Raw genomic sequence first — 24,107 nt, 5'->3', positions numbered from 1 at the left:
AAAATAACAATTAAAATATTAATTTAACAGATTAATTAATACTTTAACAATTCTTTCCTTGAAGATTCTGTAAAGAGGACACTTCTTTTAGTACCAAATGCTGAAATATGTGTAATATTCTGCTGTTCAGAACTCCAGTCCACAAGTAGAGTATTTGAAATTTCGATCGATTTAAATTTATCGACATCTTTTATTCGCGAATAACAGATTAAAACATCGTCACTTTCCACTTCTTTTGACAAAAAAGTAATTGGTTTTGATTGCCCGTTTATTTTTATTGTAAAATTTTCAGCAAGATATTTTTTTAACAAATCAAGATCTGCCTGAGTTTCCTTTTCGGTTCCTACGAAAGTTTTTTTATGGTATTTTTTCTCCAGTGCATTATTCAAATCATCCACAAAAATGCGGGATGTAATTTGAATCATTTTTTTCTCTGCTGCATATTCAACCTGAAAAACACCTACATAAAATTTATGAAAAGCAAAGGAAGAAAGCGACAGAAACAATATCCCGATTAAAGGATAAATCAATATTTTTTTCATTATTGAGAAGCATTCACTTTTTTAAATTCAGCATTTTTGTTGATTAAAAAATCAATCAACTCAAATTTTTGATCTTCGTTAAGATGTCTTTTTGATTCCGGATCATTAGAGCAGAACATCAAAAACAAATCAACTTCGTCTTTTTTCAAACCTAAAGTTTTAGTAAAGAAATCAGGTTTAAAATTGGCTTTAGAATATTCTACAAAGGCAATATCTGTGATTTCTTCTTCTTTTACATCATTTTTAGAAAGAAGTTTTTTAACATCTTTAAAAATTCTAACGAAGTCCATTCCGTATTTTATGGTTTGATCAGAATACATTACCGTATTTTTCGCAGTCGAGAGTTTATCATCTTCAAACTGCATATCAACATATTTCTGCGAGTTCTTATCTAACGATTGTACTTTTAAATCCTTACGAACCACAACTTCTTTTAATTCATTGCTTACCAAATCTAAAGGCACAGAAAAAAGTATTTGTGCACAATCTTTCTCTGTCAAAACAATTTTTTTAGACTGAAAAGCCAAACCCGTAAAAACTAAAGTGTCTTTTGGCTGGGCCAAAATATCAAACAATCCGCCCGGACCAATAAAAGTTCTGGATTTTGCATTAATATTCATAACATAACCACTTTCTATAGCAAGTGATTTGTTTGTAACCTGACCGTGCAGCGACCTTCTTGAGCCATTTTGCCCAAACATTATTTGACAAAATAAGCAAACAACGAATACTCCTAGTTTATTTTTCATTTTCGAGAATTATTAGATATTTTCGAGCTAACTCTGTTATTAAAAACATACTCATTGTTTTATTCTTTGTATTCAAAGATACGGCAAATTCGGCATCATCCACACAATATAATTGAAATCCTTTGATATCATCTACCGGAATTTTTAATCTTTCGGTATAATAATTTTCATCAAAAAGATACTCAATTTTTCTGAAAAGCATCTCCTTTTTTTCCACATTTACCTCTTTTTTTAACATTGCCGTACGTCCGGATATTTTATTGAGGATTTTATCTATAGAAGTCGAAGTTGCAGTATACACTTTTCTTTCTGCAGGTGTATATGTTTTTTGGCCGTGCGGAACAATTCCTAAATTTTCAGTCGTAATTCCATGATTGTCATTCACCTTGACTTCTTTCAACTCAATTTCTTTTGCTGTCATTTTAATCACGAGCAGACTTAAAGTTAAATCCTCAGCAGAAATTCGGCGTTTATAAGGTTCTAAATTTACTGCTGAAAAAACCAAAACATCGCCTTCTTTAACCGCAATAGAAAACCTCCCGTCGGCATCAGAAATAGTCGAAACTTGTGTCGTGTTATTAATAATATTCACTCCGTCAACCGAAGTAGTTTTTTCGAAGATTTGTCCTAAAATTTCTTTAGAAGATACATTTTGTCCAAAACCAATTTGAACAAAAAATAGAATTAAAATTATATGTAGGGTATTATTTAACTTCACTCGCAATTATTTCATTGTATTTCAAAGCTTGCTGATAAATTAACAACTTTAGCTTTGCTTTTTCTTTATTTCCTAACAACAACATTATTTCCTCATTCTCAACAAGGTAAAATTTAAAACCTGAAATGTAATCTGATGGAATTTTCAACTCATTGATAAAATATTCATCTTCAAACAAAGCCCCCAACTTCTCTAGAGCAATTTCTTTCTTTTCAATCTGAACATTTTTCTTCAACATTTTAGTTCTCCCATTTATTTTATTTAAAATAGGGTCTATTGCCACAGAACCTCCTAATAACCCTAGAAGTGAAATAGCTTTAAAATCTCCTGCAGTTGCTAATTTTCTTTCTGCGGGCGTATACTTTTTTTGGTCTTTAGAAACAATTCCCAGATTTACAGCATTTATATGAGCATTTTCATTAATAACAACTTCCTTCAACTCGATTTTTCCCGCTTTCATCTTTATTTGAATCAAAGCCAGATTAAAATCCTCAGCCGTAATTCGATGTTTTACAGATTCTTTATCTACAGCCGAAAAAATCAAAACATCTCCTTCTTTTACTTCAATCGAAAATCTTCCATTTTTATCAGAAACTGCTGTTCTTTGTGTTGCTGTATTAATGATGTTGATTCCCTCAATTACACTAGACTGCTCTAAAATCTGCCCAAAGATTTCCTTTGAAGTTTTTTCCTGTCCAAAACTCATTTGGACAAAACACAGAAATAAGATTATATCTAGTTTATTATTTAACTTCACTCGCAATTATTTCTTTATACTTTACCGCCAGTTCGCCTAGCAAAAATTCGGTTGAAGTTTTATTTTTAGAGTTCAAAATATTCGTAAACTGTTTATTATCGACAGCGTAATATTCAAAACCTTTTACATATTCTGCCGGAATTTTTAAGCGATCCACAAAATGTTCAAGCGTAAACATTTTCTCTAAAAGTCTCATAAAAAATTCTTTCTGCTCTACCTCAATTTCTTTTTTCAGCATTGCTGTTCGGCCCGAGAAAAAGTTCAGCAGAGGATCTGCAGAAATTGATCCGCCTACCATTCCTGTAGCACTTGCTGTGGCATCTAAAGCGGTAGCGGTACGTAATTTTCTTTCGGCTTCAGTATATGATTTTTGACCCGCCGGAACAATTCCCAGAGAAACAGCATTTATATTATCATATCTTTTTACAATAACTTCCTGTAATTGATGCACAACTAAGTTCATCCTTACGGTAAAATTTAAATCGGTAAAATTTTCGCAGGCAAGAGAAACCCTATTTTCCTTAAATTGAATCGAAGAAAAAATCAGCACATCATCTGGTTTTGCCAAAATAGAAAAGGCTCCGGATGCATCTGTAGTAGTCATAACCTCAGTTTGAGAATTAACAACATACACTCCTTCCAAATCATTTGTATTCGCCGTAATTTTTCCGTTTATAATCGTACGTTCCTGATTTTGAGACCAGGAATTCTGACTTATAACGGCAACTAAAAAAAATACAATATTCTTTGTCAAAATGAAAATATTAGGGAATCATTAAAAAGGTAAAAATATCCTAATGTCTTCCAAATTTAGTATTAATGAGTTGGTAAAAATATGTTAATTAAACTCCAATATCTCAATTATATTAGACAGACTTTTTTTAATATCTTTATCAAATAGAATTTGAGTTTAGAATTATGAAAAGCATTATCATCGCCAGCACATCTACCCTGCACGGCGGCAGTTATTTAGATTATTTACTACCCACGTTACAATTACATTTTAAAAACTGTACCACTGTTTTATTTATTCCGTACGCACGTCCCGGAGGAATATCTCATGAAGAATACACCAAAAAAGCAGCAGAAGTTTTTGCTTCTATAAATATTAAACTTCAGGGAATTCATGAATTTGAAAGTCCTGAAAAAGCCATACAAAATGCTGAAGGCTTTTTTACGGGCGGCGGAAACACTTTTTTGCTTGTTTCACAGCTTTATAAAAACAATATTATGCAATTGCTTGCAGAAAAAGTCAAAAGCGGAACTCCTTATTTAGGAACCAGTGCCGGAAGTAATATTTGCGGTTTATCCATGCAGACAACGAATGATATGCCGATTATTTATCCGCCGAGTTTTCAAACTTTAGGATTAATTCCGTTTAATTTGAATCCGCATTATTTAGATCCTGATACAAATTCGCAGCATATGGGCGAAACACGTGAAACGAGAATCAAGGAATTTCACGCTTTTAATGCCATTCCTGTTTTAGGTTTAAGAGAAGGAAGCTGGCTGGAAGTAAAAGGAGATAGAATAACTTTGAAAGGTTCTCTAAAAGCAAGACTTTTTAAACAAAATCAAACTCCGGAAGAACTAGAACCTGAAAGCGATTTGAGCACTTTAAAATAGTTTTTTCCACCATATAAGTTATATAAGTTCATTTAAATAAGGCTTAGCAAAAAACTTATAATAACTTATATCACTTATATGGTTTAAAAACAAAAAAAAAGCCTCAAACAATGTTTGAGGCTCTTGAAGAGCGAAAGACGAGGCTCGAACTCGCGACAACCAGCTTGGAAGGCTGGAGCTCTACCAACTGAGCTACTTTCGCATTAACAGGGTGCAAATATAAATAATTTATTTTAAAAAACAAAAATTATTTAAGTTTGATAAAAAAACCGAAACGATTAAATTTCGGTTTTTTAGAGCGAAAGACGAGGCTCGAACTCGCGACAACCAGCTTGGAAGGCTGGAGCTCTACCAACTGAGCTACTTTCGCATTGCTGGTGCAAATATAAAAATAAAGTTAAGTTCAAAACAAGCTTTTTGGCAAAAAAAATTAATTAAAATCAACATTTTCTTATAACCTATTTAAAATTAAAAAGTTATAAAATCAATTATTTTTAAAAAATCATGAATACTATTAAAGAAATCCCATCAAAAGAAACTTATATCGTTCGTCAGCCTGTACTAAGAGAAGGCAAACCTATCGAAAGCTGCATCTTTGAAGGAGATGATTTAGACACTACACATCATTTTGGTTTATTTAATAATGAAGATTTAATAGGAATTATTTCGTTATTCAATAAAATCAATCCTATATTTGCCGAAAAAAGTCAAGCACAAATTCGAGGGATGGCAGTTTTAGAAACGCATCAGAAAAAAGGATTTGGAGAAGCCTTAGTTAAGCATTGCGAAACCTACTGCAATGACAACAAAGTCGATTTGATTTGGTTTAATGCTAGAACCGCCGCCGTTGGCTTTTACAGAAAAATGGGATACCAGCCCCTAGGTGAACCATTTGATATTAAAGATGTTGGCGAACATTATTTAATGTTTAAAAATTTATAAAATGAGGAAACTTTACTTTCTTTTATTGGTATTAAGTTTAATTAGTTGTAAAAAAGATGCTCCTAAACCAGCTCCTGTTGCAGTAAAAAAAGCACCGCCAATTATACTTACTGATGAACGAAAAGTAGAAGTTGATACGGCACTTTTAAGTACTTTTAAAAGTGAAACGCTGAAGCAATTTTATACTTCATCTGAAAATAAGACCGTTTGGGGAAATCTAAAAAAGAGACAATATGTATTATCTCAATTAGAAAAATCGGAAGAATTAGGACTTAATCCAGAAGATTATAAAGCTTCGCAGCTGGAAAAATTTGAAAAACGAATCGGCAGTCTAAATGATGCCGACCTGGCAACCTATGATATTTTACTGACTTATAACTTTGAGAAATATTTAGAACATTTATATAAAGGAAAACTTGATCCTAAAAAATTGTACACAGATTGGGATTTAGATGAAAAAACATTTGATATTAACAGCGTTTTGATTAATGCTTTTAATAAAAACAAATTAGACAGCATTGTTGAAAATATTCAGCCTAAATCTATCGTATACAAACAATTATTGAAATCACTTGAAATAATTAATTCGTTTCCTGATGAAGATATTGCCACTATTGAATCTTTAAAGAAAATTACTTTAAACGATACAAACAATGCGGTAATTAACATTAAAAAGAAACTTTTATTCTGGAAAGACATGACTGGACAAGACAGTCTTACAGATAAATACGATCAAAAAACTTTTGAATCGATTAAAAAATTTCAGGCAAGACATGGTTTAGCCGATGATGGCGTCATTGGTCCGGGAACGATCAGCGCTTTAAACTATTCTAAAGAAAGAAGAAAACAGCAGATTATTGCCAATTTAGAACGCTGGAGATGGTACCCGAATGAATTTGCCGAGAATTATTTTCTGATCAATATTCCGGATTACAGCTTAAATGTTGTCGAAAATCAGGATACAACTTTAGTTCGAAATATTGTAGTAGGAACAAGTAAAAGAAAAACGCCTATTATTACATCTGTTTTAAAAACGGTTGTTTTTAACCCAACGTGGACCGTTCCGCCAACTATTTTAAAAGAAGATGTTGTTCCGGCAATGAAACGCAACCGAAATTATTTAGCGAAGAAAAACATAACGATTTACGACACATCAGGAAATGTTGTCGATCCGCATTCGTGGAACGAAAACAAACCTAATAATTACAGATATGTTCAAAGTCCGGGTTATAATAATTCATTAGGCTTAATGAAGATTTTGTTTCCAAATCATCACAGTGTTTATCTGCATGATACCAACCACAGAAATTATTTTGAACGTAATAATCGTTCATTAAGTTCGGGCTGTGTTCGTGTTGAAAATCCGCTTGAATTGGCAGAACATATTTTGGATGATCCCGAAAGATTTTCAAAAGTAAAAATTGATACGATAATTGCGTCTAAAAAAACCATGAGTTTTAAAATTACCAAAAAATATGCTTTATATCAATGGTATTGGACGGCTTGGAGCAAAAAAAATCAGCTCATTTTCAGAGCTGATATTTATAATCTTGATTCAGATTTGTATACTAAGTTAAGAGATTAACTTCTCTTCCATCGTAAAGCTTCTTGACGGATGGTAGATATACAAACATGATTTGTCTTTAATTACCTGAATGATTTCATCTGTCAATTCAACCGGAACTGCAGGACAACCCTGGCTTCTGCCTAATCTTTTGTGGTCTCTGATAAATGATTCAGAAACATAATCAGCTCCATGCATTACAACTCCTCTTTCGCGGGCGTTGTCATTTAAACCTCTTTCAAGACCGTCTAAACGTAATGAAGCACCATGTTTTCCCTGATAGATTTCACCTGTTGCATAAAACCCTAAACTACTTTTAAATGAAGAGTTTAAGTTTGAAAATGCTGTAGCAAATTCTTCTCCGGTATTTCTACCATGAGCTACCAAAGAGTTAAATAAGATTTTATTAGTTGTCATGTCAATTACCCAAAGACGCTTGGTATTTGATGACAAACTAAAATCAATTAATGTTAAAATGTTTTTCTGAACAATTCCTCTTTCTTTTAAAAGATAAAATCCTTTTAAAGCTTCTGTAAAACTTTTAAGATCAGGAATTTTACAATTATTGTTCGAATCTAACTCACTGTAAACATTTGCAATTTTTGCTTCGACAGAAAGGTTTGTTTCAACTTTTGCAATACTTTTTGTTGTTACAGATTTCAATTCGGAAGTGTTTTTAGAATCTTTACCAAAAGACAATAGAAAAAACACCAGCAGTGGATACATTTTGTAAATCATTGAATTTCTTTAGGTTAATAATAAATTTGGGTAAGGCAAAAGTAGAAATTTTTGAAAATACACAAAATAAAACCCTGTAAATCAGGCTTTTTTTGTTGAAAATTTAACATTATTAACACAAATTAGATCTTTCTGTAAGATTTTTTCTCATGCAAAAAATCATAATATTTTAACTGCTTTTCTTAAAAAAAGGTCAAAAAAGTGGAAATTTTGAAACTAAAACTGTAACAAGTGAAACAAAATGAAGTCTATTATTCTTAAATTAAAGTACTTTTACAATCATTTTTCGCTCAAATTTTCATGAATAAACTTGTTTTTCTAACGTTTTTTTTATCTACTTTTTTGTGTTTCAGTCAAAAAAAGGCATTGCAGGCGAAGTCTATTTCGCAAAACATTTCTATTGACGGAAAACTGGAAGAAAGCGCATGGGAAAATGCCGGAATTGCTTCAGACTTTATCACATTAGAACCCGATAACGGAAAAGCTGCTCCGGAGAATAAAAAATCTACTGTCAAAGTTTTATATGATAATGACGCCATTTATATTGGCGCCATGATGTATGATGATGAGCCTGATAAAATTTTAAAAGAGATTTCGCAGCGCGATAATTTTGGAACTGCAGATATTTTTGGTGTCTTTATAAACGGTTTTAATGACGGTCAGCAGGATTTTATGTTTTATGTTTCTGCTGCTGATGTTCAGGCAGATTGTATAATGACTGATGCAAATGGCGAAGATTATTCCTGGGATGCTGTTTGGATCAGTAAAGCTTCGATTACCGAAAATGGATGGGTTGTTGAAATAAAAATTCCATATTCAGCATTGCGTTTTTCACAGGAAAACAAACAAACCTGGGGAATTAATTTTTTCAGGGAAGTAAAACGTACGCGTTATAAGTATACGTGGAACTTTGTCGATAAAAAAATTGGAACTTTTACGCAGCAAGCCGGAACTTTAGAAGGAATTGAAAATATAAAACCTCCTACCCGATTGTTTTTTATGCCTTATGCTTCTTATTATTTGAATGCCGGTGAAGGACAAAAAACATATGGAACTGTAAAAGGTGGAATGGACATAAAATACGGAATCACGGACGCTTTTACTGTTGATGCTATTTTAATTCCTGATTTTGGGCAGACCAAATATGACGATCAGATTTTGAATTTAGGTCCGTTTGAACAGCAGTTCAATGAAAACCGAGCTTTTTTTACCGAAGGAACTGATTTATTCAATAAAGGAAATATGTTTTATTCGAGAAGAATTGGCGGTAAACCTTCTGTTGAACCCGATTTAAAAGACAATGAAGAAGTTATTGAAACCGTACAAAACGTTAATCTTATTAATGCTTTAAAACTTTCAGGACGAACTAAAAACGGTTTGGGAGTTGGAATTTTAAATGCGGTGACCGAAAAAACTTTTGCGACTATAAAAGATACTATTTCCGGCGAAACCAGACGTGAGGTTGTTGAACCGCTTACAAACTATAATGTTTTGGTTCTGGATCAGCGTTTTAGAAAAAATTCATCGGTTACTTTTATCAATACAAATGTGACCAGAAACGGTCATTATAAAGATGCGAATGTAACGGGTTTAGCATGGGATTTAAATACTAAAGCCAATACTTACAGCTTGTTTGGAAATGTAAAATACAGTACTATAAATGATAAAGAAGATACAAAAGGTTTTTTCTCCACTGTTAGTTTTGCTGAAACAAGCGGGAATTATCGCTATAGTTTAGGTACTGATTTTGTTTCTAAAGATTTTGACCCAAATGATTTGGGAATTAATTTCTATACCAATTATTACAATTTTTACGGAAATGCGAATTACAGAATTCTAAATCCAACAAAGCTTTTTAATAGTTTTAGAATTGACTATGAAATGTATTCTGAATTCAATAAAGACTCCGGAAAAGTTCAGGCAAACCGAATTGAAGCCGAAGTAAATTTAAGTACCGTAAAAAATAATTATTACGGAGCAGGACTTTCTGTTTCTCCATTAGAATCTCATGATTATTACGAACCAAGAGCAGACAATCGATATGTTATAATTCCGAGAAAATTTGATTTTTGGGGAAGCATTTCGACAAATTACAACCATAAATTTGCTATCGATATTAATCCGTCATTTTCTGTTGCTGATGAACCCGGAAGAGCCGCTTATGGCACCGACATTAGTCCGAGATATCGTTTTAATGATAAACTTTTACTGGTTTATACTTTTAGTTTTCTTAAAAGAAACAATAACAAAGGTTATATCGACGGTTATGACGACGACGATAATGAAAGCACTCCCGAAACTGTTGTTTTTGCTAATCGTGACGTTATCACATACGCCAATACTATATCAGGAAAATACGCCATTAACAGCACTATGACACTTAATTTAGCTGTTCGACAATATTGGTCTTCTGCAGAAAATAAAGATATTTTGAAGCTTGAAGCAGATGGAACTCTGGATCCGTATCCGCAATATACCGAAAATAAAAACTCAAGTTTTTATTCCTGGAATGCCGATTTATCGTATTCATGGTGGTTTGCACCCGGAAGTCAGCTTTCGGCTTTATACAGAAACAACGCTTCTAATTTTGAACGTATTATCGATAAGGATTTCAAACACAACGTAACGAGCTTATTGACTAACGACGCCTTAAAACATATTTTTTCTGTTAGTGTAAAATATTTTATAGACTATAACGCTGTCAAAAATAAGGTTAGAAAAAGAGCTTAGCGTGAATTAATTTTAAAAAATAAAGAGTTCTATAATTAATTTAGTATTTTTTGTTACACTTCATTTTATTAAACATAAATGTCATTAAGCTTTCTCTCCAAATTTTAGAAATGGCTTATCTTTGTAAAAAACAAAAATGTAATGAACAAAAAAGTTATCCTTATGATTTTAGATGGTTGGGGAAAATCTCCTGACCCTAAAGTATCTGCAATAGACAATGCAAATGTTCCATTTATAAATAGTCTTTACAAAAATTACCCAAGCGCGCAATTGCGTACCGATGGATTAAACGTTGGTCTGCCGGAAGGTCAAATGGGAAATAGTGAAGTTGGGCACATGAACCTTGGTGCCGGAAGGATTGTATATCAGGATTTAGCAAAAATTAATTTAGCCGTAGCGCACAAAACACTTGCTAAAGAACAAGTGTTAATCGATGCTTTTACTTACGCTAAAAACAACAATAAAAAAGTACACTTTTTAGGACTAGTTTCTGACGGAGGTGTTCACTCTCATACTTCTCACTTACGCGGATTAATCGACGCTTCGCAAGAGTATGGTTTAGATCAGGTTTACATTCACGCTTTTACAGACGGACGTGACGTTGACCCAAAATCCGGAGCAAAATACATTCATGATTTAGATGAATATATTAAAGATACTCCGGTAAAAATTGCTTCTATCGTTGGTCGTTATTATGCAATGGACCGTGATAAACGTTGGGAACGTGTAAAACTGGCTTATGATTTAGTAGTAAACGGAGTTGGAATTCCGTCTACAAATGCAGTAGCAAGTGTTCTTGACAGTTATGCACGCGATGTTACTGACGAATTTATCGAGCCGGTTGTAATCGTAAATGAAGAGCAAAAACCTTTGGCTACAATTATTGAAGGAGATGTTGTTATCTTCTTTAATTTTAGAACAGACAGAGGACGTGAACTTACTGAAGCGCTTTCTCAGCATGATTTTCACGAGCAAAATATGCACAAGTTAAACTTGTATTATGTAACGCTTACGAACTACGACGAAACGTACCAAAACGTAAAAGTGGTTTACAATAAAGATAATATTACCGAAACTCTTGGTGAAGTTTTAGAAAAAGCGGGTAAAAAACAAATTCGTATTGCTGAAACGGAGAAATATCCTCACGTAACTTTCTTCTTTTCAGGCGGTAGAGAAACTCCTTTTGAAGGTGAATCAAGAATTTTGAGAAATTCTCCAAAAGTTGCAACTTACGATTTACAGCCAGAAATGAGTGCTTACGAACTTGCTGATGCTCTTGTTCCTGAATTGAACAAAGGCGAAGTTGATTTCGTTTGTCTAAACTTTGCAAACGGAGATATGGTTGGACATACTGGAATCATGAGTGCTGCGATTCAGGCTTGTGAAGCAGTTGACGCTTGCGCGAAAAAAGTAATCGAAGCCGCTCTTGCAAACGACTACACAACAATCGTTATTGCTGATCACGGAAACTGCGAAACAATGATCAATCCTGACGGAAGCCCAAATACAGCACACACAACAAACCCAGTGCCGATTATTTTAGTTGACAAACAATTGAAAAATATTCAAGATGGTGTTCTTGGTGACATCGCTCCTACTATTTTAGAATTAATGGGAGTGCAGCAGCCAAACGCAATGACTTGTCATTCACTTTTGTAATTTTTCAAACCATATAAGTTATATAAGTTCATTTAAATTGAATTTAAAAAAATCTCGCAAAGACGCTAAGTCGCAAAGAAATTTATAAACTTTGCGTCTCTGCGACTTTGCGAGAACTATTTTATACCAGAATGTAAAATATTTAAACCATATAAGTGATATAAGTTCATTTAATTGAAGCGCTAAAGCTTTATTAAACTTATACTTCTTATATGGTTTTTAATTTTATATACCCGTTTTGTCACCCTGAGCGAAGTCGAAGGTTTATGGAACCAAAAAGGGCTTCGACTTCGCTCAGCCTGACATTCGTGTTTTTATCAAATAATAAAATAATGATACAATTGCTCAACACCATAAATCACAAGCCCAATAATCCCTCCTACTAAAGTTCCATTGATTCTGATGTATTGAAGATCTTTTCCTATTTCAAGTTCCAGTTTTTCAGAAACTTCTTTTCCATCCCAGCTTTTTACGGTTGATGAAATTAAATCACCAATTACTTTTTTATTGTTTAGAAGAACCGATAGCAAATCATTTTTGATGAAATTATTGATTTTGTCAATCATAATCACATCTTCTTTAATACCATTTCCAAAAGTTTGAATTAAACCCGAAACACTATTTTTAATTGAAGATTCATCGCCTTTATCTAAATCATTAGTTATCGAAAGTTTTATTTCGTCCCAAATTCCGTTGATGTAATCCTGAACTTCTTTTTTTCCGGCAAAACTCAAAATCATATCGTTGATTTTAACTCGCATTTCTTCGGAGTTTTTGACTTTCTCTAAAAAATTAAAAATATACTCATCAATCTTTTGGCGCACTGCGCTGTCCGGTTTTTTGGCTTCATTTAAAAAATCCTGCAAACCATTAAAAACACCTTCAGTAATACTTTTATCGGCCAGTCCAAAGCTTAAAAACGGTGTCGATGCTTTTACTTTTTGCCTGATTAAATCTTTATTATTAGTCAATTCGCTGCTCATTACTTCAAGAAGATTCGTCAGCATTTGATTTTTTAAATCCCCTTTTTGTAAAGGTTCTAAAGCAACTGCAACCCAGTCTCCAAAATTTATTCCTTCTAATTTTTCTTTAAATTGAACCTGAATAAATCTTTTTACATCTTCATCTTTTATGGTTCTTAAAATTCCGGGAATAATATTTACCGCAACAACATTCGCAATTTTATCTGCATTTTCTTCCTCTGAAAGCCATTCTGAAGCTTTTGTAGCAAAGTTGAATTCATCGAGTTTAATTTCCAGTTTTTCCCGATTTAGAAATTCTTCTGAAACAAAATTTCCGAGATTTTCTCCAATTTCATTTTTCTTCGTCGGAATAATAGCTGTATGCCAAATCGGAATCCCAAGCGGGTGGCGAAATAAAGCCACAACCGCAAACCAATCGGCAATTCCCCCAACCATTGCCGCTTCGCTAAAAGCCTGCAGTATTGGAATTTTAAAATAAATAGCAATTATAAAAAGAAGCACCGCAAAACCCAAAAGCGCCAAAGCACTTGCCTGCATTTTCCTTAAAGCTTTTATTTTTACTATATCTTGATCTGTAGCAGTTTCCATGATAATCACATTTTACTACTAATTTATGGCTTTTTTCTGAGATATTAAATTAAATAAGTTTGCCACGAATTTCACGAATTTTCACGAATTGCTTTGTCTTTAAAAATTCTGCTAAACTATAATTCGTGTTAATTCGTGAAATTCGTGGCCAAAAAAACCTAATTCGCAGCGAAAAATTTTAGACAAAAAATAATATTAAAAATTGTACTTTTGCGAACTGAAAATCTGAAAAATATGATTATCCAAAAAACGAGAGAGGAAATCGAATTAATGCGCGAAAGTGCTTTGATCGTATCGAAAACATTAGGAATGATTGCTTCTGAAATTAAAGAAGGAGTTACTACATTATATCTGGACAAATTAGCCGAAGAATTCATTCGTGATCACGGTGCAGTTCCTAGCTTTTTAGGATTGTACGGTTTCCCGAATTCACTTTGCATGAGTCCGAATTCTCAGGTTGTACACGGGATTCCGAATAATACACCTTTACAAAGTGGTGATGTAATTTCTGTAGACTGTGGTGCGTTCAAAAACGGATATCATGGAGATCACGCTTATAGTTTCGAAATTGGAGAAGTTGCACCGGAAGTTAAAAAACTTTTGCAGATAACTAAAGAATCTCTTTACGTTGGGATTAGAGAATTTAAAGCCGGAAATCGTGTTGAAGATGTTGGAAATGCGATTCAAAAATATACAGAATCTTACGGTTACGGAGTAGTTCGTGAATTGGTTGGACATGGTTTAGGACAAAAAATGCACGAAGAACCTGAAATGCCAAACTACGGAAAACGCGGGCGCGGAAAACTTTTCGTTGAAGGAATGGTAGTTGCAATCGAACCTATGATTAATATGGGAACAAGAAACATCAAACAACATAAAGACGGCTGGACAATCACAACAGCAGACGGAAAAGCAAGTGCGCATTTCGAACACGATGTGGCGTTAATTGATGGTAAACCAGAATTATTATCGACTTTTCAATATATCTACAAAGCTTTAGGAATCGAAAGTAACGAAGAAGATGAATTCAGAAAAGTGCCGTTAGTATTATAACACGAATTTCACGAATTTGCACGGATTAATACTGTGGTGAAATTTCACGGATTGAAAGATTGAATGAATGATGAGTGAATTATATTTAAAAGATGAATCCTATAAAATTATTGGGATTTGTATGGAAGTCCATAAAATATTAGGAAAAGGACATAGTGAAAAGGTTTATGGAGATGCTTTAGAATATGAATTTCAACGAAATGAGATTCCTTATAATCGTGAATTAAGATATAATATTGCTTACAAAGACATTGTATTACCAAGTTACTATTTTGCAGATTTCGTTATTTTCGATGAAATTATTTTAGAGCTTAAAGCGATTGCAACATTAACAACAAGTGAAATCAAGCAGACATCAAATTATTTGGCTGCATCAAAAAATAAATTAGGCCTATTAGTCAATTTTGGAGAAGACAGCCTTAAATACAAAAGAATAATACTATAACCCAAATCAAAAGTTCGTGAAATTTCACCACAGTATTAATCCGTGTCAATTTGTGAAATTCGTGTTCAAATTTATTTAACCGTGAAGAAACTTTTTAAATTAGTACTTAATACAATCCCGCGTCCATTATTAATTCGTTTGAGTTATGTGGCGCGTCCCATTTTAGCTTTCTCGTTAAAGGGAAATAAATTTACTGATCCTATTGATGGCAGAAGCTTTAAATCATTTTTACCATACGGGTACGGAAAGCAGCGTAACAATGTGCTTTCGCCAAGTACACTTTCTTTAGAAAGACACCGTTTACTTTGGCTGTATTTAAACGATCAGACTGATTTTTTTACAGCACCGAAAAAAGTACTTCATTTTGCGCCGGAACAAGCTTTTTATAAAAGATTCCGCAAGCAGAAAAACCTTGATTACACGACAACCGATTTATTTTCGCCTTTGGCAGATGTAAAAGCAGATATCTGTAATTTACCATTTAAAGACAACGAATATGATGTGATTTTATGTAATCACGTTTTAGAACATATTCCGGATGATACAAAAGCAATGCAGGAATTATTCCGTGTTTTAAAACCGGGCGGAATGGCGATTTTGCAGATTCCACAAGATTTAAACCGTGAAGTTACTTTCGCAGATGATTCAATTACAGACCAAAAAGAACGTGCTAAAATATTTGGGCAATACGATCACGTTCGTATTTACGGACGCGATTATTTCGACAAATTAAGAAGCATCGGTTTTATTGTAATTGAAGAAGATTACACCAATAAAATTGCACCAGAATTAGTAGAAAAATACTGTTTGGCAAAAGGAGAAATTATTCCACTTTGCTTTAAACAGGAAAACTAATTTTTTTCACCATATAAGTGATACAAGTTCATTTCAAAAGAGTTTTCAAATTATTGATATTTTGAAAACTCTTTATTTTTTTGCCCAATAACTAATTTACAAGCCAACCAAATCCCTAAACCTTGGAACCTACAAAATCATTTCAGTTCTGTTTTGACATCAGTTTTGAAAAAAATCTGAATGTTTATATTCCAACATCCTACATCGTTGAGAATACCGATGAAATCAAATATCTGGACAAAAAAGCAACCGCCGGAATAATTCAAAGTTTCGGAATTGTTTTTGACGATTTAGATTCGAATACAAAAAAAATACTGACTGCCTGCGAATCTTTAAAACCTGAATTTATATTCAAAAAATTCAGTGCCAAAATAAAATCGGCAAAAACCATTGCTGATTTGCAAAAAGATTCTAAAATTGAGTTTGCAATCCGTCAGCATTTAAAATTAAATCTGTCTTCTTTTTACAGTCTAATTGTAGAAGAACAATTTCCGTTGTCAATAAATATTGGCCCTGAAAAAGATTTTTACCGTTCGAGAGTTGATATTAGTCCGCTTTATTTTGAACCTCAAATTCAATTTGATAAACACGCTGAAGGAATTACCTATACCCTTTCTTTAAAAGAAAATGAAACGGCTTTTTTACCCATGGAAAGCAATATTGATATCCTTTTAGATGAACCGGGCTGGTTAATTATCAATAAAAAACTAGGTCAGTTAACAGCCCTTAATGCTAAAAAACTGATGCCTTTTTTAAAGAAAAAATCAATCGAAATACCTTCAAAATTAGTTGATGATTACTTTAAGAATTTCATTCCCGAAATAGCTAAAAAAATTGACATCGAAGCAACAGGTTTTGAAATCGAACAGCGTGATGAAATTACTTCCTGCACGATTCAGCCGGTTTATGATTTCTTTAAAAACTGTTATTACCTCAACCTTTATTTTGATTATAACGGCTATTCATTTGACGGAAGTAAAACAAAGAAAACACATTCGTTTGTAGATTTCAGCGTTGCAAATGAACCTAAAATCATTCAGTTTAAACGAAATGCTGATGAAAATTTGTATGCCGATAAATTAACCGAAATTGGTTTAATAAAAATCAAAAACGAGTTATTTGGATTAAATTCTGAGGCTGAAACTTCAGATCCTTATATCAACATTCAATTGATAATTGACAATAAAGAAAAGCTGGAAAGTTTAGGTTTTAACATTCAAAATTTAAAGCTGGAAAGCAAAGAAATTGTTACTTCAAATCATACCGTTTCTGCGTCAAAAGATACAAATGGAGATTGGTTTGACATCAAAATTATCATTACAATTGGGTCGTATACAATTAATTTCAGCGAAATTATTCCGAATATAAAAAGCAAAGAAAGACTCTTTCCTCTTCCTGATGGAAACTATTTTTTGATTCCATTAGAATGGTTCAGCAAATACAGTTCGCTGGCAAAACTCGGAAAAATAGAAAGCGGAACTTTACTTTTACGCAAAAGTAATTTCACTGCCCTTGATGCTATTGCCGAAATCAAAGACGATGTAACTTATAAAGCTGAATATGTGGCTTCTGATTTATTAAAAGCAACTTTAAGACCGTATCAAATTGACGGTGTAAAATGGCTTTTAGGGCATTTTAATTCCAATTTGGGCGCTTGTCTGGCAGATGATATGGGACTTGGGAAGACGTTACAGACTTTAGCCGTTCTGGTTGCCGTTCAGGAACAATTAGGATTTACGACTAAAACTACCAATTTTGATTTATTTGCAAACGAAACTACTGTAGAAAGAGAACCGCTTAAAACTTTGATTGTTTTACCTTCTTCATTGGTTTTTAACTGGTACAACGAATCTGCAAAGTTCACTCCGCATTTTTCGAAAATGCAATATGTGGGGAATGACCGAAAACAATTAGTCGCAAGACTAGCGACAACTGATTTAATTTTTACCAGTTACAGCATCGTTCATCGTGATATTTCTATTTTAGAAAAATATGATTTCCGTTATTTGATTTTGGACGAAAGTCAATACATTAAAAATAAAAACTCTAAGATTTTTAAAGCCATAAATAAAATAAGTACGGGTCATAAAATCGCTTTAAGTGGTACACCAATCGAAAATTCGCTTGACGATTTATGGTCACAAATGCAGTTTATAAATCCGGATATTTTAGGAACTTATAATTTCTTTGCAGAAAATTTTAAAATTCCGATTGAGAAAAAGCAGAACGAAGATGTTTTATCTGAATTAAAAAACTTGGTTCAGCCTTATATTTTACGAAGAACCAAAGAACAGGTTTTAAAAGATTTACCTGAATTATCAGAGCAGATTTATTATTGTGAAATGGACCCTGAACAGGAAAAATTATATGAACAGGAAAAATCAAAAGCGCGTAACTTTTTATTAAAAATGGATGGCTCAAGTCCTGACAAAATCAGCATTATTAATACGCTGATGAAGTTAAGACAACTGAGTAACCACCCAAAAATGGTAGATCAGGAATCTGAAATTGATTCGGGAAAATATATTGCGGTTACTAATTATCTCGAAAATTTAGTCAAAGCAAAACAGAAAGTAATCATTTTCAGTTCGTTTGTTACCAACCTGCATTTCTATACAGATTGGTGCAAGGAAAACAAAATAACCTATTGTGAAATTACAGGCGAAACGCCAGCCAGCAAAAGAGAACAGCAGGTAAAACTGTTTCAGGAAAAAGAAGAACCTTTATTGTTTTTTATTTCGCTAAAAGCCGGAGGAGTTGGTTTGAATATTACAAAAGCTTCTTATGTTTTATTTTTAGATCCTTGGTGGAATCCTTTTGCAGAAAAACAAGGAGTTGGAAGGGCTCACCGAATTGGACAGCTAAATAAAGTAAACGTGATTCGTTTTATTTCGAAAAATACAGTCGAAGAAAAAATCATCAAACTGCAGGAAAATAAAAAGCTTTTATCTGATTCACTTTTAGAGGAAAGCTATATAAATGATGAGATCGAAGCTAATTTAGAATACATTTTAAATTCTTAATAAATCGCTTCATCCAATAAATGGCATCTTATTACGTTTAATAAAATTCTTATATTTACAATCTTACAACGTAATAAGATGCCAAAATTTTTATATCAAAGTTTGCTTTTGTTTTTTGTTTTTACTTTCGCGAAAGCTCAGGAAATACAAACTGAAGTAGTTCCTCCATACAATATCAAAACCGTTACTTTTGTTCAGAATGGCAATAATGTTGTTCCGATATTTGAATTGAATTCTACATTTGAATTTCAGTTTGATGATTTATTTGGTAACGAAGCCAATTATTATTTTGAAATCACACATTGCGATTATAACTGGAAACCAACTGATATTCCGAAAACAGATTATTTAAGAGGTTTTGACGGCCAAAGAATTACAGATTATTCGAACTCATTTAATACGCTTCAGGTTTATTCACATTACCGACTGGCGTTTCCAAATCAATTTACAACGCAGTTAAGATTGTCCGGAAATTACATCTTGAAAATTTTAAATGAAGATAAAGAAGTTATTTTCTCCCGAAAATTCATTTTATACGAAGATCATTGTACGGTGGCGGCACAGGTAAAAAGAACCCGAAACTTGAGCAATATTGATTACAAACAGAATTTGGATTTTTCGATTGTTTCAAATGATATTACATTTCAGACTCCAATTCAAAATGTAAAAGTTCTTTTGTTGCAAAACGGAAATTTCAATACCGCCATTAAAAATATTCCTCCACAATACACGATTGGGAATCAACTGGTTTATAAATACGATGCTGAAACGCAATTTTGGGGCGGAAATGAATTTTTATATTTTGAAAACAAAGACATTCGTGCTGCAAATAATAATGTAGGACGAGTGGGCGCTAACAACGATATTTACAATGCTTATTTGTATACCAATGCAGCAAGAGGAAATCAGATTTATACCAATTATCAGGACGTAAACGGTAATTTTGTTGTGAAAAATATAAATGGTTCAGACAACAGTATTGAAGCTGATTATGCCTGGGTTTATTTCACGCTTTCGGCTCCGGCTTTCAGGCTTAACAAAGATATTTATGTTACAGGAATGTTCAATAATTACAGCTTATCGCCAGAATACAAACTGGATTACAATACCGATAAAGCCGTTTTTGAAAAAGCAATAATGATCAAACAGGGTTTTACTAATTTTCAATACACCGTTGCCGATAAAAAAGGTACTATAGATAATGAAAATGCCGTTGATGGTAATTTTTATCAAACAGAAAATGAGTATACTATATTAGTTTATTACAAAGAAAGTACAGATCGTTATCAAAGAGTTATTGGAAAAGGCAATGCAAACTCCATAAACATAGTTAATTAAAACATTGTTAAGGTTTTAGGTTTCCTAGTTTTTTTTCGTAGCTTTGTGCCTATAACTCACACAGATTTACTAGGTTAATATGGTTTCTCAAATTACACGAGGCATAAAAATATCGGTTCTAACTAGTTTTGAAGGCACTTACTTCAAGAACTACAAGATTCACTTTGCTTTTAGTTACGTAGTTACAATCGAAAATCATAGTAAAGATTCTGTTCAGCTTACTTCTCGCCACTGGGAAATCCATGATTCATTAAACGACTTAGATATCGTTGATGGTGAAGGCGTTATAGGCAAAAAACCTGTTTTAAAACCAGGTGAAAATCACACTTACAGTTCTGGTTGTTTATTATCTTCTCCTTACGGCGCTATGAAAGGTCATTTTAATATGATCAATTTCACTACAACCAAAACATTTAAAGTAATTGTGCCTACTTTTAGAATGTGTGCTCCTTTTGCATTGAATTAATTCATCGCTATTTCTATTACTTCTTCTTTTGTAATGGCGTAAACTTGGTCATTTTCTTCGGGAATTAAGTAAAAATTGCCTGTGAATTCTCCAAAAGAAGGAAAAATCAATTGATGCGGTTTTCTAAAAAAACAGGACAAACTCAAAAATTGTTTCCCTAATCCTTTTAGTTTTATTCCGGGATGAATATGTCCGCAAAAATTAAAAAAGTTTTCTCGTGTTGTGGGATGATGCGTTAATAGAAAATCATCGATTATCAATTCTTCGTAAATTTCGATATTTAAATCGGCGTAGTTTTTTTTTGAGATAATATCGTGATTCCCTTCAATCAGAATAATCTGCTGAGAAACCGTTTTAGTCCAATCAGCAAAAAAATCCCATTCGTTATTGATTTTACTGTGGAATAAATCTCCAAGAAAAATAATCGTTTCAGAATCGAATAGATTCAACACTTCATTTAATCTTGCAAAATTTTCCAAAACCGCTTTCTCCGGAATTGCCATTCCGTGTTTTCTAAAATGCGCAATTTTCCCCAAATGTAAATCAGAGATTAAGAGCATCTTCTTTTCTTCCCAAAAAGCGGTTCCGGATTGATGCAAAACGAAATTTTGATTGTTGATACTGATCTTCATATTGTAATTATTTCATGTAACTCGCTGTCATTTTTTTAATTCTTTCTTGTAATGTTTCGCTGGATATTTTTTCCCTTAATCGATCTGTAATTATAGGAAAACTAAATGGCGTTGGCTTTTTGCATTGTTTCCAGACAATCGTCTGATTATTTATTCTTTCCATGGCCTGAATTAAACGTCCTTCTTCTAACTGATGTTCAAAGGTTTCAATATAAGCCTGCTGTAATAATAAATTATCGGGTTCATAATCCCTAAAAACTTCAAAAAGCAATTGTGAACCACTTTGCAAATGTTTTGTTTTAACTGGTTTTCCGGGCATTCCGGTAAAAACTAAACCCGCGATTACGGCAATATCACGAAATTTTCGACGCGCCATTTCGGTTGCGTTTAAGCTTTTCTGCAAGTCATGATGAACATATTCTGTAGTAAACAAATTATTATCAAAAACAGACTGCATATCAATTTCCTGATCAGAAAGCAATTCGAATCCGTAATCATTATAAGCCAGCGAAAAAGTGATTGGCGACAATAAACTTATTCTATAGGAAATTAAACTAGCCATTGCTTCGTGAACATATCGGCCTTCAAAAGGATAAAAAATCGCATGAAAACCTTCGCGTGTTTTAAAAGTTTCTATTAAAAATTCGTCATTATTAGGTACAATACTTTCTTTTCTTTGTCTGTCAAAAATAGGTTTCAAAGCTTTTAATTCGGGAGTTAAATGATCTGTGTTTGCGGCGTATAATTCTTCCCGAAGCAATTCACTCATTTGTGCCGATAACGTCATTCGTCCTCCCATCCAGCTTACCACTCGTGCAGTTTTTTTAGGATCGGCTTTTCGAACTAAAACCTGCATATTTTTAATTTGAAATAATTCAAGCCGCCTTCCGGCAAAAGTAAAAACATCGCCTCGCTGTAATTTTGAAGCAAACCATTCTTCCACAGTTCCAATAAATCCTCCACTTAAAAATTTCACATTCAAAACGGCGTCGCCCACAATTGTTCCCATTTGCATTCTGTGATGCATGGCAATAAAACGGCTGTTGATTTTATAACGTCCGTCTTCTTCAATTTCTACTTTTTTGAATTCATCGTAAGCTTGCAAACTCTGGCTTCCGTTGGTTATGAAATTCAAAATCCAGTTCCAGTTTTCTTTGGTTATATTTTGATAACAAAATGTTGTTTTAACTTCTTCGTAAATTTCATCCGGAAAAAATCCGTCAGAAACTGCGAGTGTATTTAAATATTGCACTAAAACATCCCAGCTGTTTAAATACGGCATTCGGTCTTCGACAACGGTTTGGGCAACTGCTTTTTTTAATGCCGAAGCTTCGATTAATTCCATCGCATGTGTGGCGAGAAAGTAAATCACACTTTCTTTTCCAGGCTGATGTCCGCTTCGTCCCGCTCTTTGCAGAAATCTTGCAACTCCTTTTGGTCCGCCAACCTGAATTATGGTTTCAACAGGTGCAAAATCGACACCAAGATCTAAACTCGAAGTACAAACCACGACTTTTAATTCTTCGTTTCTAATTGCGTTTTCAACCCACAAACGAGTTTCTCTGCTGATACTGCCGTGATGCATGGCCATTTCGCCTGCAAATTCCGGATATTTTTCTAAAATAGCCTGAAACCAAATTTCGCAGGCAGAACGCACATTGGTAAAAATTAAAGTCGTTTTGCTTTTTCGGATAATTTTCGCAACCTCATCAATCAAATGTAAACCCATGTGTCCGCGCCACGGATAGGTTTCCATTTTTTCAGGCAGAATCGATTCTATCTTTATTTTTTTATTGATATGTGCTTTTATCAAAACGGAATTTTTATACGCTTCCGTATCATGTCCTAACAAAACTTCTTGTGCTAATTCGAGATTTCCTATTGTTGCCGAAATCCCCCAAATTCGCATTTTTGGTGCAATTGTTTTTAATCTCGAAAGCGCTAATTCCATTTGCACGCCTCGTTTAGTTCCCATTAATTCGTGCCATTCGTCAACTACAATGGCACCGCAATTGGCAAAGGTTTTTTCATATTGTTTTGATGCTAAAAGAAGCTGCAAACTTTCGGGCGTTGTAATTAAAAGATCGGGCATTTTGTTTTTCTGCTTTGCTCTTTCACTTTGCGAAGTATCTCCGGAACGAATTCCGACAGTTAATGGCAAATCTAAATCTGTAATAATTCGTTCTGCTGCTTGTTTTATTTCTACAGATAGTGCACGTAATGGCGTAATCCAGATTGCTTTTAATCCGGGTTTATGTTTAGTTTTATAATCAGGATTTTTTTTAATATAATCGAGAACTACAGGAAACCATAAAGCATAGGTTTTCCCACTTCCGGTTGGCGCGTTTAATAAACCGTTTTTTTCCTGCAAAAAAGCAGTCCAGGTTTGTGTCTGGAATGGAAAAGATTTCCAACCCTGGCTTTTAAACCAGTTTTCGGCTAATACATATAATTCGTCCCTATTCATTTATTATATTTTGAATATTAGAATAATGCCACAGATTTTAATGATTAAAAATGATTTTTTTTGCCACGAATTTCACGAATTTTCACAAATCATTGTGTGAAAATTAATTCGTGGAAATCCATGAAATTCGTGGCGGTAATTTTAACACATAAAAACATAGTTATTAAAACTGCATAAAGGCGTTTCACTTGCATTAACAAACATAGCTATGTGTGAAAATCTAGATTTTTTT

The 24,107-nt window shown here is 33.3% G+C and carries 20 protein-coding genes and 2 tRNA genes; 11 read left to right on the top strand and 11 right to left on the bottom strand.

Annotated features, from left to right (window positions below; all coding sequences use genetic code 11):
- Positions 1-35 precede the first annotated feature (35 nt).
- From NLJ00_RS09385 to NLJ00_RS09365, 5 genes are read right to left on the bottom strand one after another with little or no spacing between them, the layout of a single operon-like run.
- Positions 36-542: a DUF6702 family protein gene (locus tag NLJ00_RS09385; protein WP_256637007.1), complete on the bottom strand. Its 507-nt coding sequence runs from the start codon at positions 540-542 to the stop codon at positions 36-38.
- The gene (locus tag NLJ00_RS09380) at positions 542-1,291 is read right to left on the bottom strand and encodes a hypothetical protein (protein ID WP_256637006.1); all 750 of its coding nucleotides are present in this window, start codon (positions 1,289-1,291) and stop codon (positions 542-544) included. The genes NLJ00_RS09385 and NLJ00_RS09380 overlap by 1 nt, the downstream gene beginning before the upstream one ends.
- Positions 1,281-2,009: a carboxypeptidase-like regulatory domain-containing protein gene (locus NLJ00_RS09375; RefSeq protein ID WP_256637005.1), complete on the bottom strand. Its 729-nt coding sequence runs from the start codon at positions 2,007-2,009 to the stop codon at positions 1,281-1,283. Before NLJ00_RS09375 ends, NLJ00_RS09380 begins: the two co-directional genes overlap by 11 nt.
- Positions 1,996-2,766 (bottom strand): carboxypeptidase-like regulatory domain-containing protein, encoded by a 771-nt coding sequence (locus NLJ00_RS09370; RefSeq protein ID WP_256637004.1) that lies wholly within the window; start codon positions 2,764-2,766, stop codon positions 1,996-1,998. Before NLJ00_RS09370 ends, NLJ00_RS09375 begins: the two co-directional genes overlap by 14 nt.
- The gene (locus NLJ00_RS09365) at positions 2,753-3,520 is read right to left on the bottom strand and encodes a carboxypeptidase-like regulatory domain-containing protein (RefSeq protein WP_256637003.1); all 768 of its coding nucleotides are present in this window, start codon (positions 3,518-3,520) and stop codon (positions 2,753-2,755) included. Before NLJ00_RS09365 ends, NLJ00_RS09370 begins: the two co-directional genes overlap by 14 nt.
- Before the next feature lie 164 nt (positions 3,521-3,684).
- Between NLJ00_RS09365 and pepE the strand changes: the two genes are divergently transcribed.
- Entirely contained in the window at positions 3,685-4,392 is a 708-nt protein-coding gene (pepE, locus tag NLJ00_RS09360; protein ID WP_256637002.1) for a dipeptidase PepE, read from the top strand.
- Between the two features lie 129 nt (positions 4,393-4,521).
- Here pepE and NLJ00_RS09355 read toward each other — a convergent pair.
- Positions 4,522-4,594 (bottom strand) — tRNA-Gly (locus NLJ00_RS09355).
- A 95-nt stretch (positions 4,595-4,689) separates the two neighbouring features.
- Positions 4,690-4,762: transfer RNA gene (locus tag NLJ00_RS09350), tRNA-Gly, on the bottom strand.
- A gap of 134 nt (positions 4,763-4,896) precedes the next feature.
- Between NLJ00_RS09350 and NLJ00_RS09345 the strand changes: the two genes are divergently transcribed.
- Together NLJ00_RS09345 and NLJ00_RS09340 are read left to right on the top strand one after the other, a co-directional pair.
- The gene (locus tag NLJ00_RS09345) at positions 4,897-5,334 is read left to right on the top strand and encodes a GNAT family N-acetyltransferase (RefSeq protein WP_256637001.1); all 438 of its coding nucleotides are present in this window, start codon (positions 4,897-4,899) and stop codon (positions 5,332-5,334) included.
- Between the two features lies 1 nt (position 5,335).
- Positions 5,336-6,919: a L,D-transpeptidase family protein gene (locus NLJ00_RS09340; protein WP_256637000.1), complete on the top strand. Its 1,584-nt coding sequence runs from the start codon at positions 5,336-5,338 to the stop codon at positions 6,917-6,919.
- Here the strand turns inward: NLJ00_RS09340 and NLJ00_RS09335 are convergent.
- Positions 6,908-7,636 (bottom strand): murein L,D-transpeptidase catalytic domain family protein, encoded by a 729-nt coding sequence (locus tag NLJ00_RS09335; protein WP_256636999.1) that lies wholly within the window; start codon positions 7,634-7,636, stop codon positions 6,908-6,910. The two genes, NLJ00_RS09340 and NLJ00_RS09335, sit on opposite strands and share 12 nt — an antisense overlap.
- 300 nt (positions 7,637-7,936) lie before the next feature.
- Between NLJ00_RS09335 and NLJ00_RS09330 the strand changes: the two genes are divergently transcribed.
- Positions 7,937-10,366 (top strand): DUF5916 domain-containing protein, encoded by a 2,430-nt coding sequence (locus NLJ00_RS09330; protein ID WP_256636998.1) that lies wholly within the window; start codon positions 7,937-7,939, stop codon positions 10,364-10,366.
- 141 nt (positions 10,367-10,507) lie between these two features.
- On the top strand, positions 10,508-12,025 hold the full coding sequence (gene gpmI / locus NLJ00_RS09325; RefSeq protein ID WP_256636997.1) for a 2,3-bisphosphoglycerate-independent phosphoglycerate mutase: 1,518 nt from the start codon (positions 10,508-10,510) through the stop codon (positions 12,023-12,025).
- Positions 12,026-12,342: 317 nt separating this feature from the next.
- Here gpmI and NLJ00_RS09320 read toward each other — a convergent pair whose 3' ends face one another.
- The gene (locus NLJ00_RS09320; protein WP_256636996.1) at positions 12,343-13,596 is read right to left on the bottom strand and encodes a DUF445 domain-containing protein; all 1,254 of its coding nucleotides are present in this window, start codon (positions 13,594-13,596) and stop codon (positions 12,343-12,345) included.
- Positions 13,597-13,830: 234 nt separating this feature from the next.
- Here NLJ00_RS09320 and map point away from each other — a divergent pair, with 234 nt between their 5' ends.
- The 6 genes from map (at position 13,831) to apaG (ending at position 20,776) form a co-directional block, all read left to right on the top strand.
- Positions 13,831-14,649: a type I methionyl aminopeptidase gene (gene map / locus NLJ00_RS09315; protein ID WP_256636995.1), complete on the top strand. Its 819-nt coding sequence runs from the start codon at positions 13,831-13,833 to the stop codon at positions 14,647-14,649.
- 70 nt (positions 14,650-14,719) lie between these two features.
- On the top strand, positions 14,720-15,094 hold the full coding sequence (locus tag NLJ00_RS09310) for a GxxExxY protein (RefSeq protein ID WP_256637467.1): 375 nt from the start codon (positions 14,720-14,722) through the stop codon (positions 15,092-15,094).
- An 81-nt stretch (positions 15,095-15,175) separates the two neighbouring features.
- Positions 15,176-15,949 carry a class I SAM-dependent methyltransferase gene (locus tag NLJ00_RS09305; RefSeq protein WP_256636994.1) on the top strand — a complete coding sequence of 258 codons (774 nt, stop codon included), beginning with the start codon at positions 15,176-15,178 and terminating at the stop codon, positions 15,947-15,949.
- A gap of 122 nt (positions 15,950-16,071) precedes the next feature.
- Positions 16,072-18,972: a DEAD/DEAH box helicase gene (locus tag NLJ00_RS09300; RefSeq protein WP_256636993.1), complete on the top strand. Its 2,901-nt coding sequence runs from the start codon at positions 16,072-16,074 to the stop codon at positions 18,970-18,972.
- A gap of 78 nt (positions 18,973-19,050) precedes the next feature.
- Positions 19,051-20,310: a type IX secretion system plug protein gene (locus NLJ00_RS09295; protein WP_256636992.1), complete on the top strand. Its 1,260-nt coding sequence runs from the start codon at positions 19,051-19,053 to the stop codon at positions 20,308-20,310.
- A gap of 79 nt (positions 20,311-20,389) precedes the next feature.
- Entirely contained in the window at positions 20,390-20,776 is a 387-nt protein-coding gene (gene apaG / locus NLJ00_RS09290) for a Co2+/Mg2+ efflux protein ApaG (protein WP_073489142.1), read from the top strand.
- On the opposite strand, the gene pdeM is transcribed toward apaG, so the two are convergent.
- Complete coding sequence (gene pdeM / locus NLJ00_RS09285) at positions 20,773-21,408, bottom strand: ligase-associated DNA damage response endonuclease PdeM (RefSeq protein ID WP_256636991.1); 636 nt, start codon at positions 21,406-21,408, stop codon at positions 20,773-20,775. The two genes, apaG and pdeM, sit on opposite strands and share 4 nt — an antisense overlap.
- A 7-nt stretch (positions 21,409-21,415) precedes the next feature.
- Positions 21,416-23,875, bottom strand: coding sequence for a ligase-associated DNA damage response DEXH box helicase (locus NLJ00_RS09280; RefSeq protein ID WP_256636990.1), 2,460 nt, complete (start codon positions 23,873-23,875; stop codon positions 21,416-21,418).
- Positions 23,876-24,107: the final 232 nt, after the last annotated feature.

Source organism: Flavobacterium panici, from assembly GCF_024499525.1.
GTDB classification, from domain to species: domain Bacteria; phylum Bacteroidota; class Bacteroidia; order Flavobacteriales; family Flavobacteriaceae; genus Flavobacterium; species Flavobacterium panici.
This window is presented reverse-complemented; position numbering and strand designations above follow the sequence as displayed.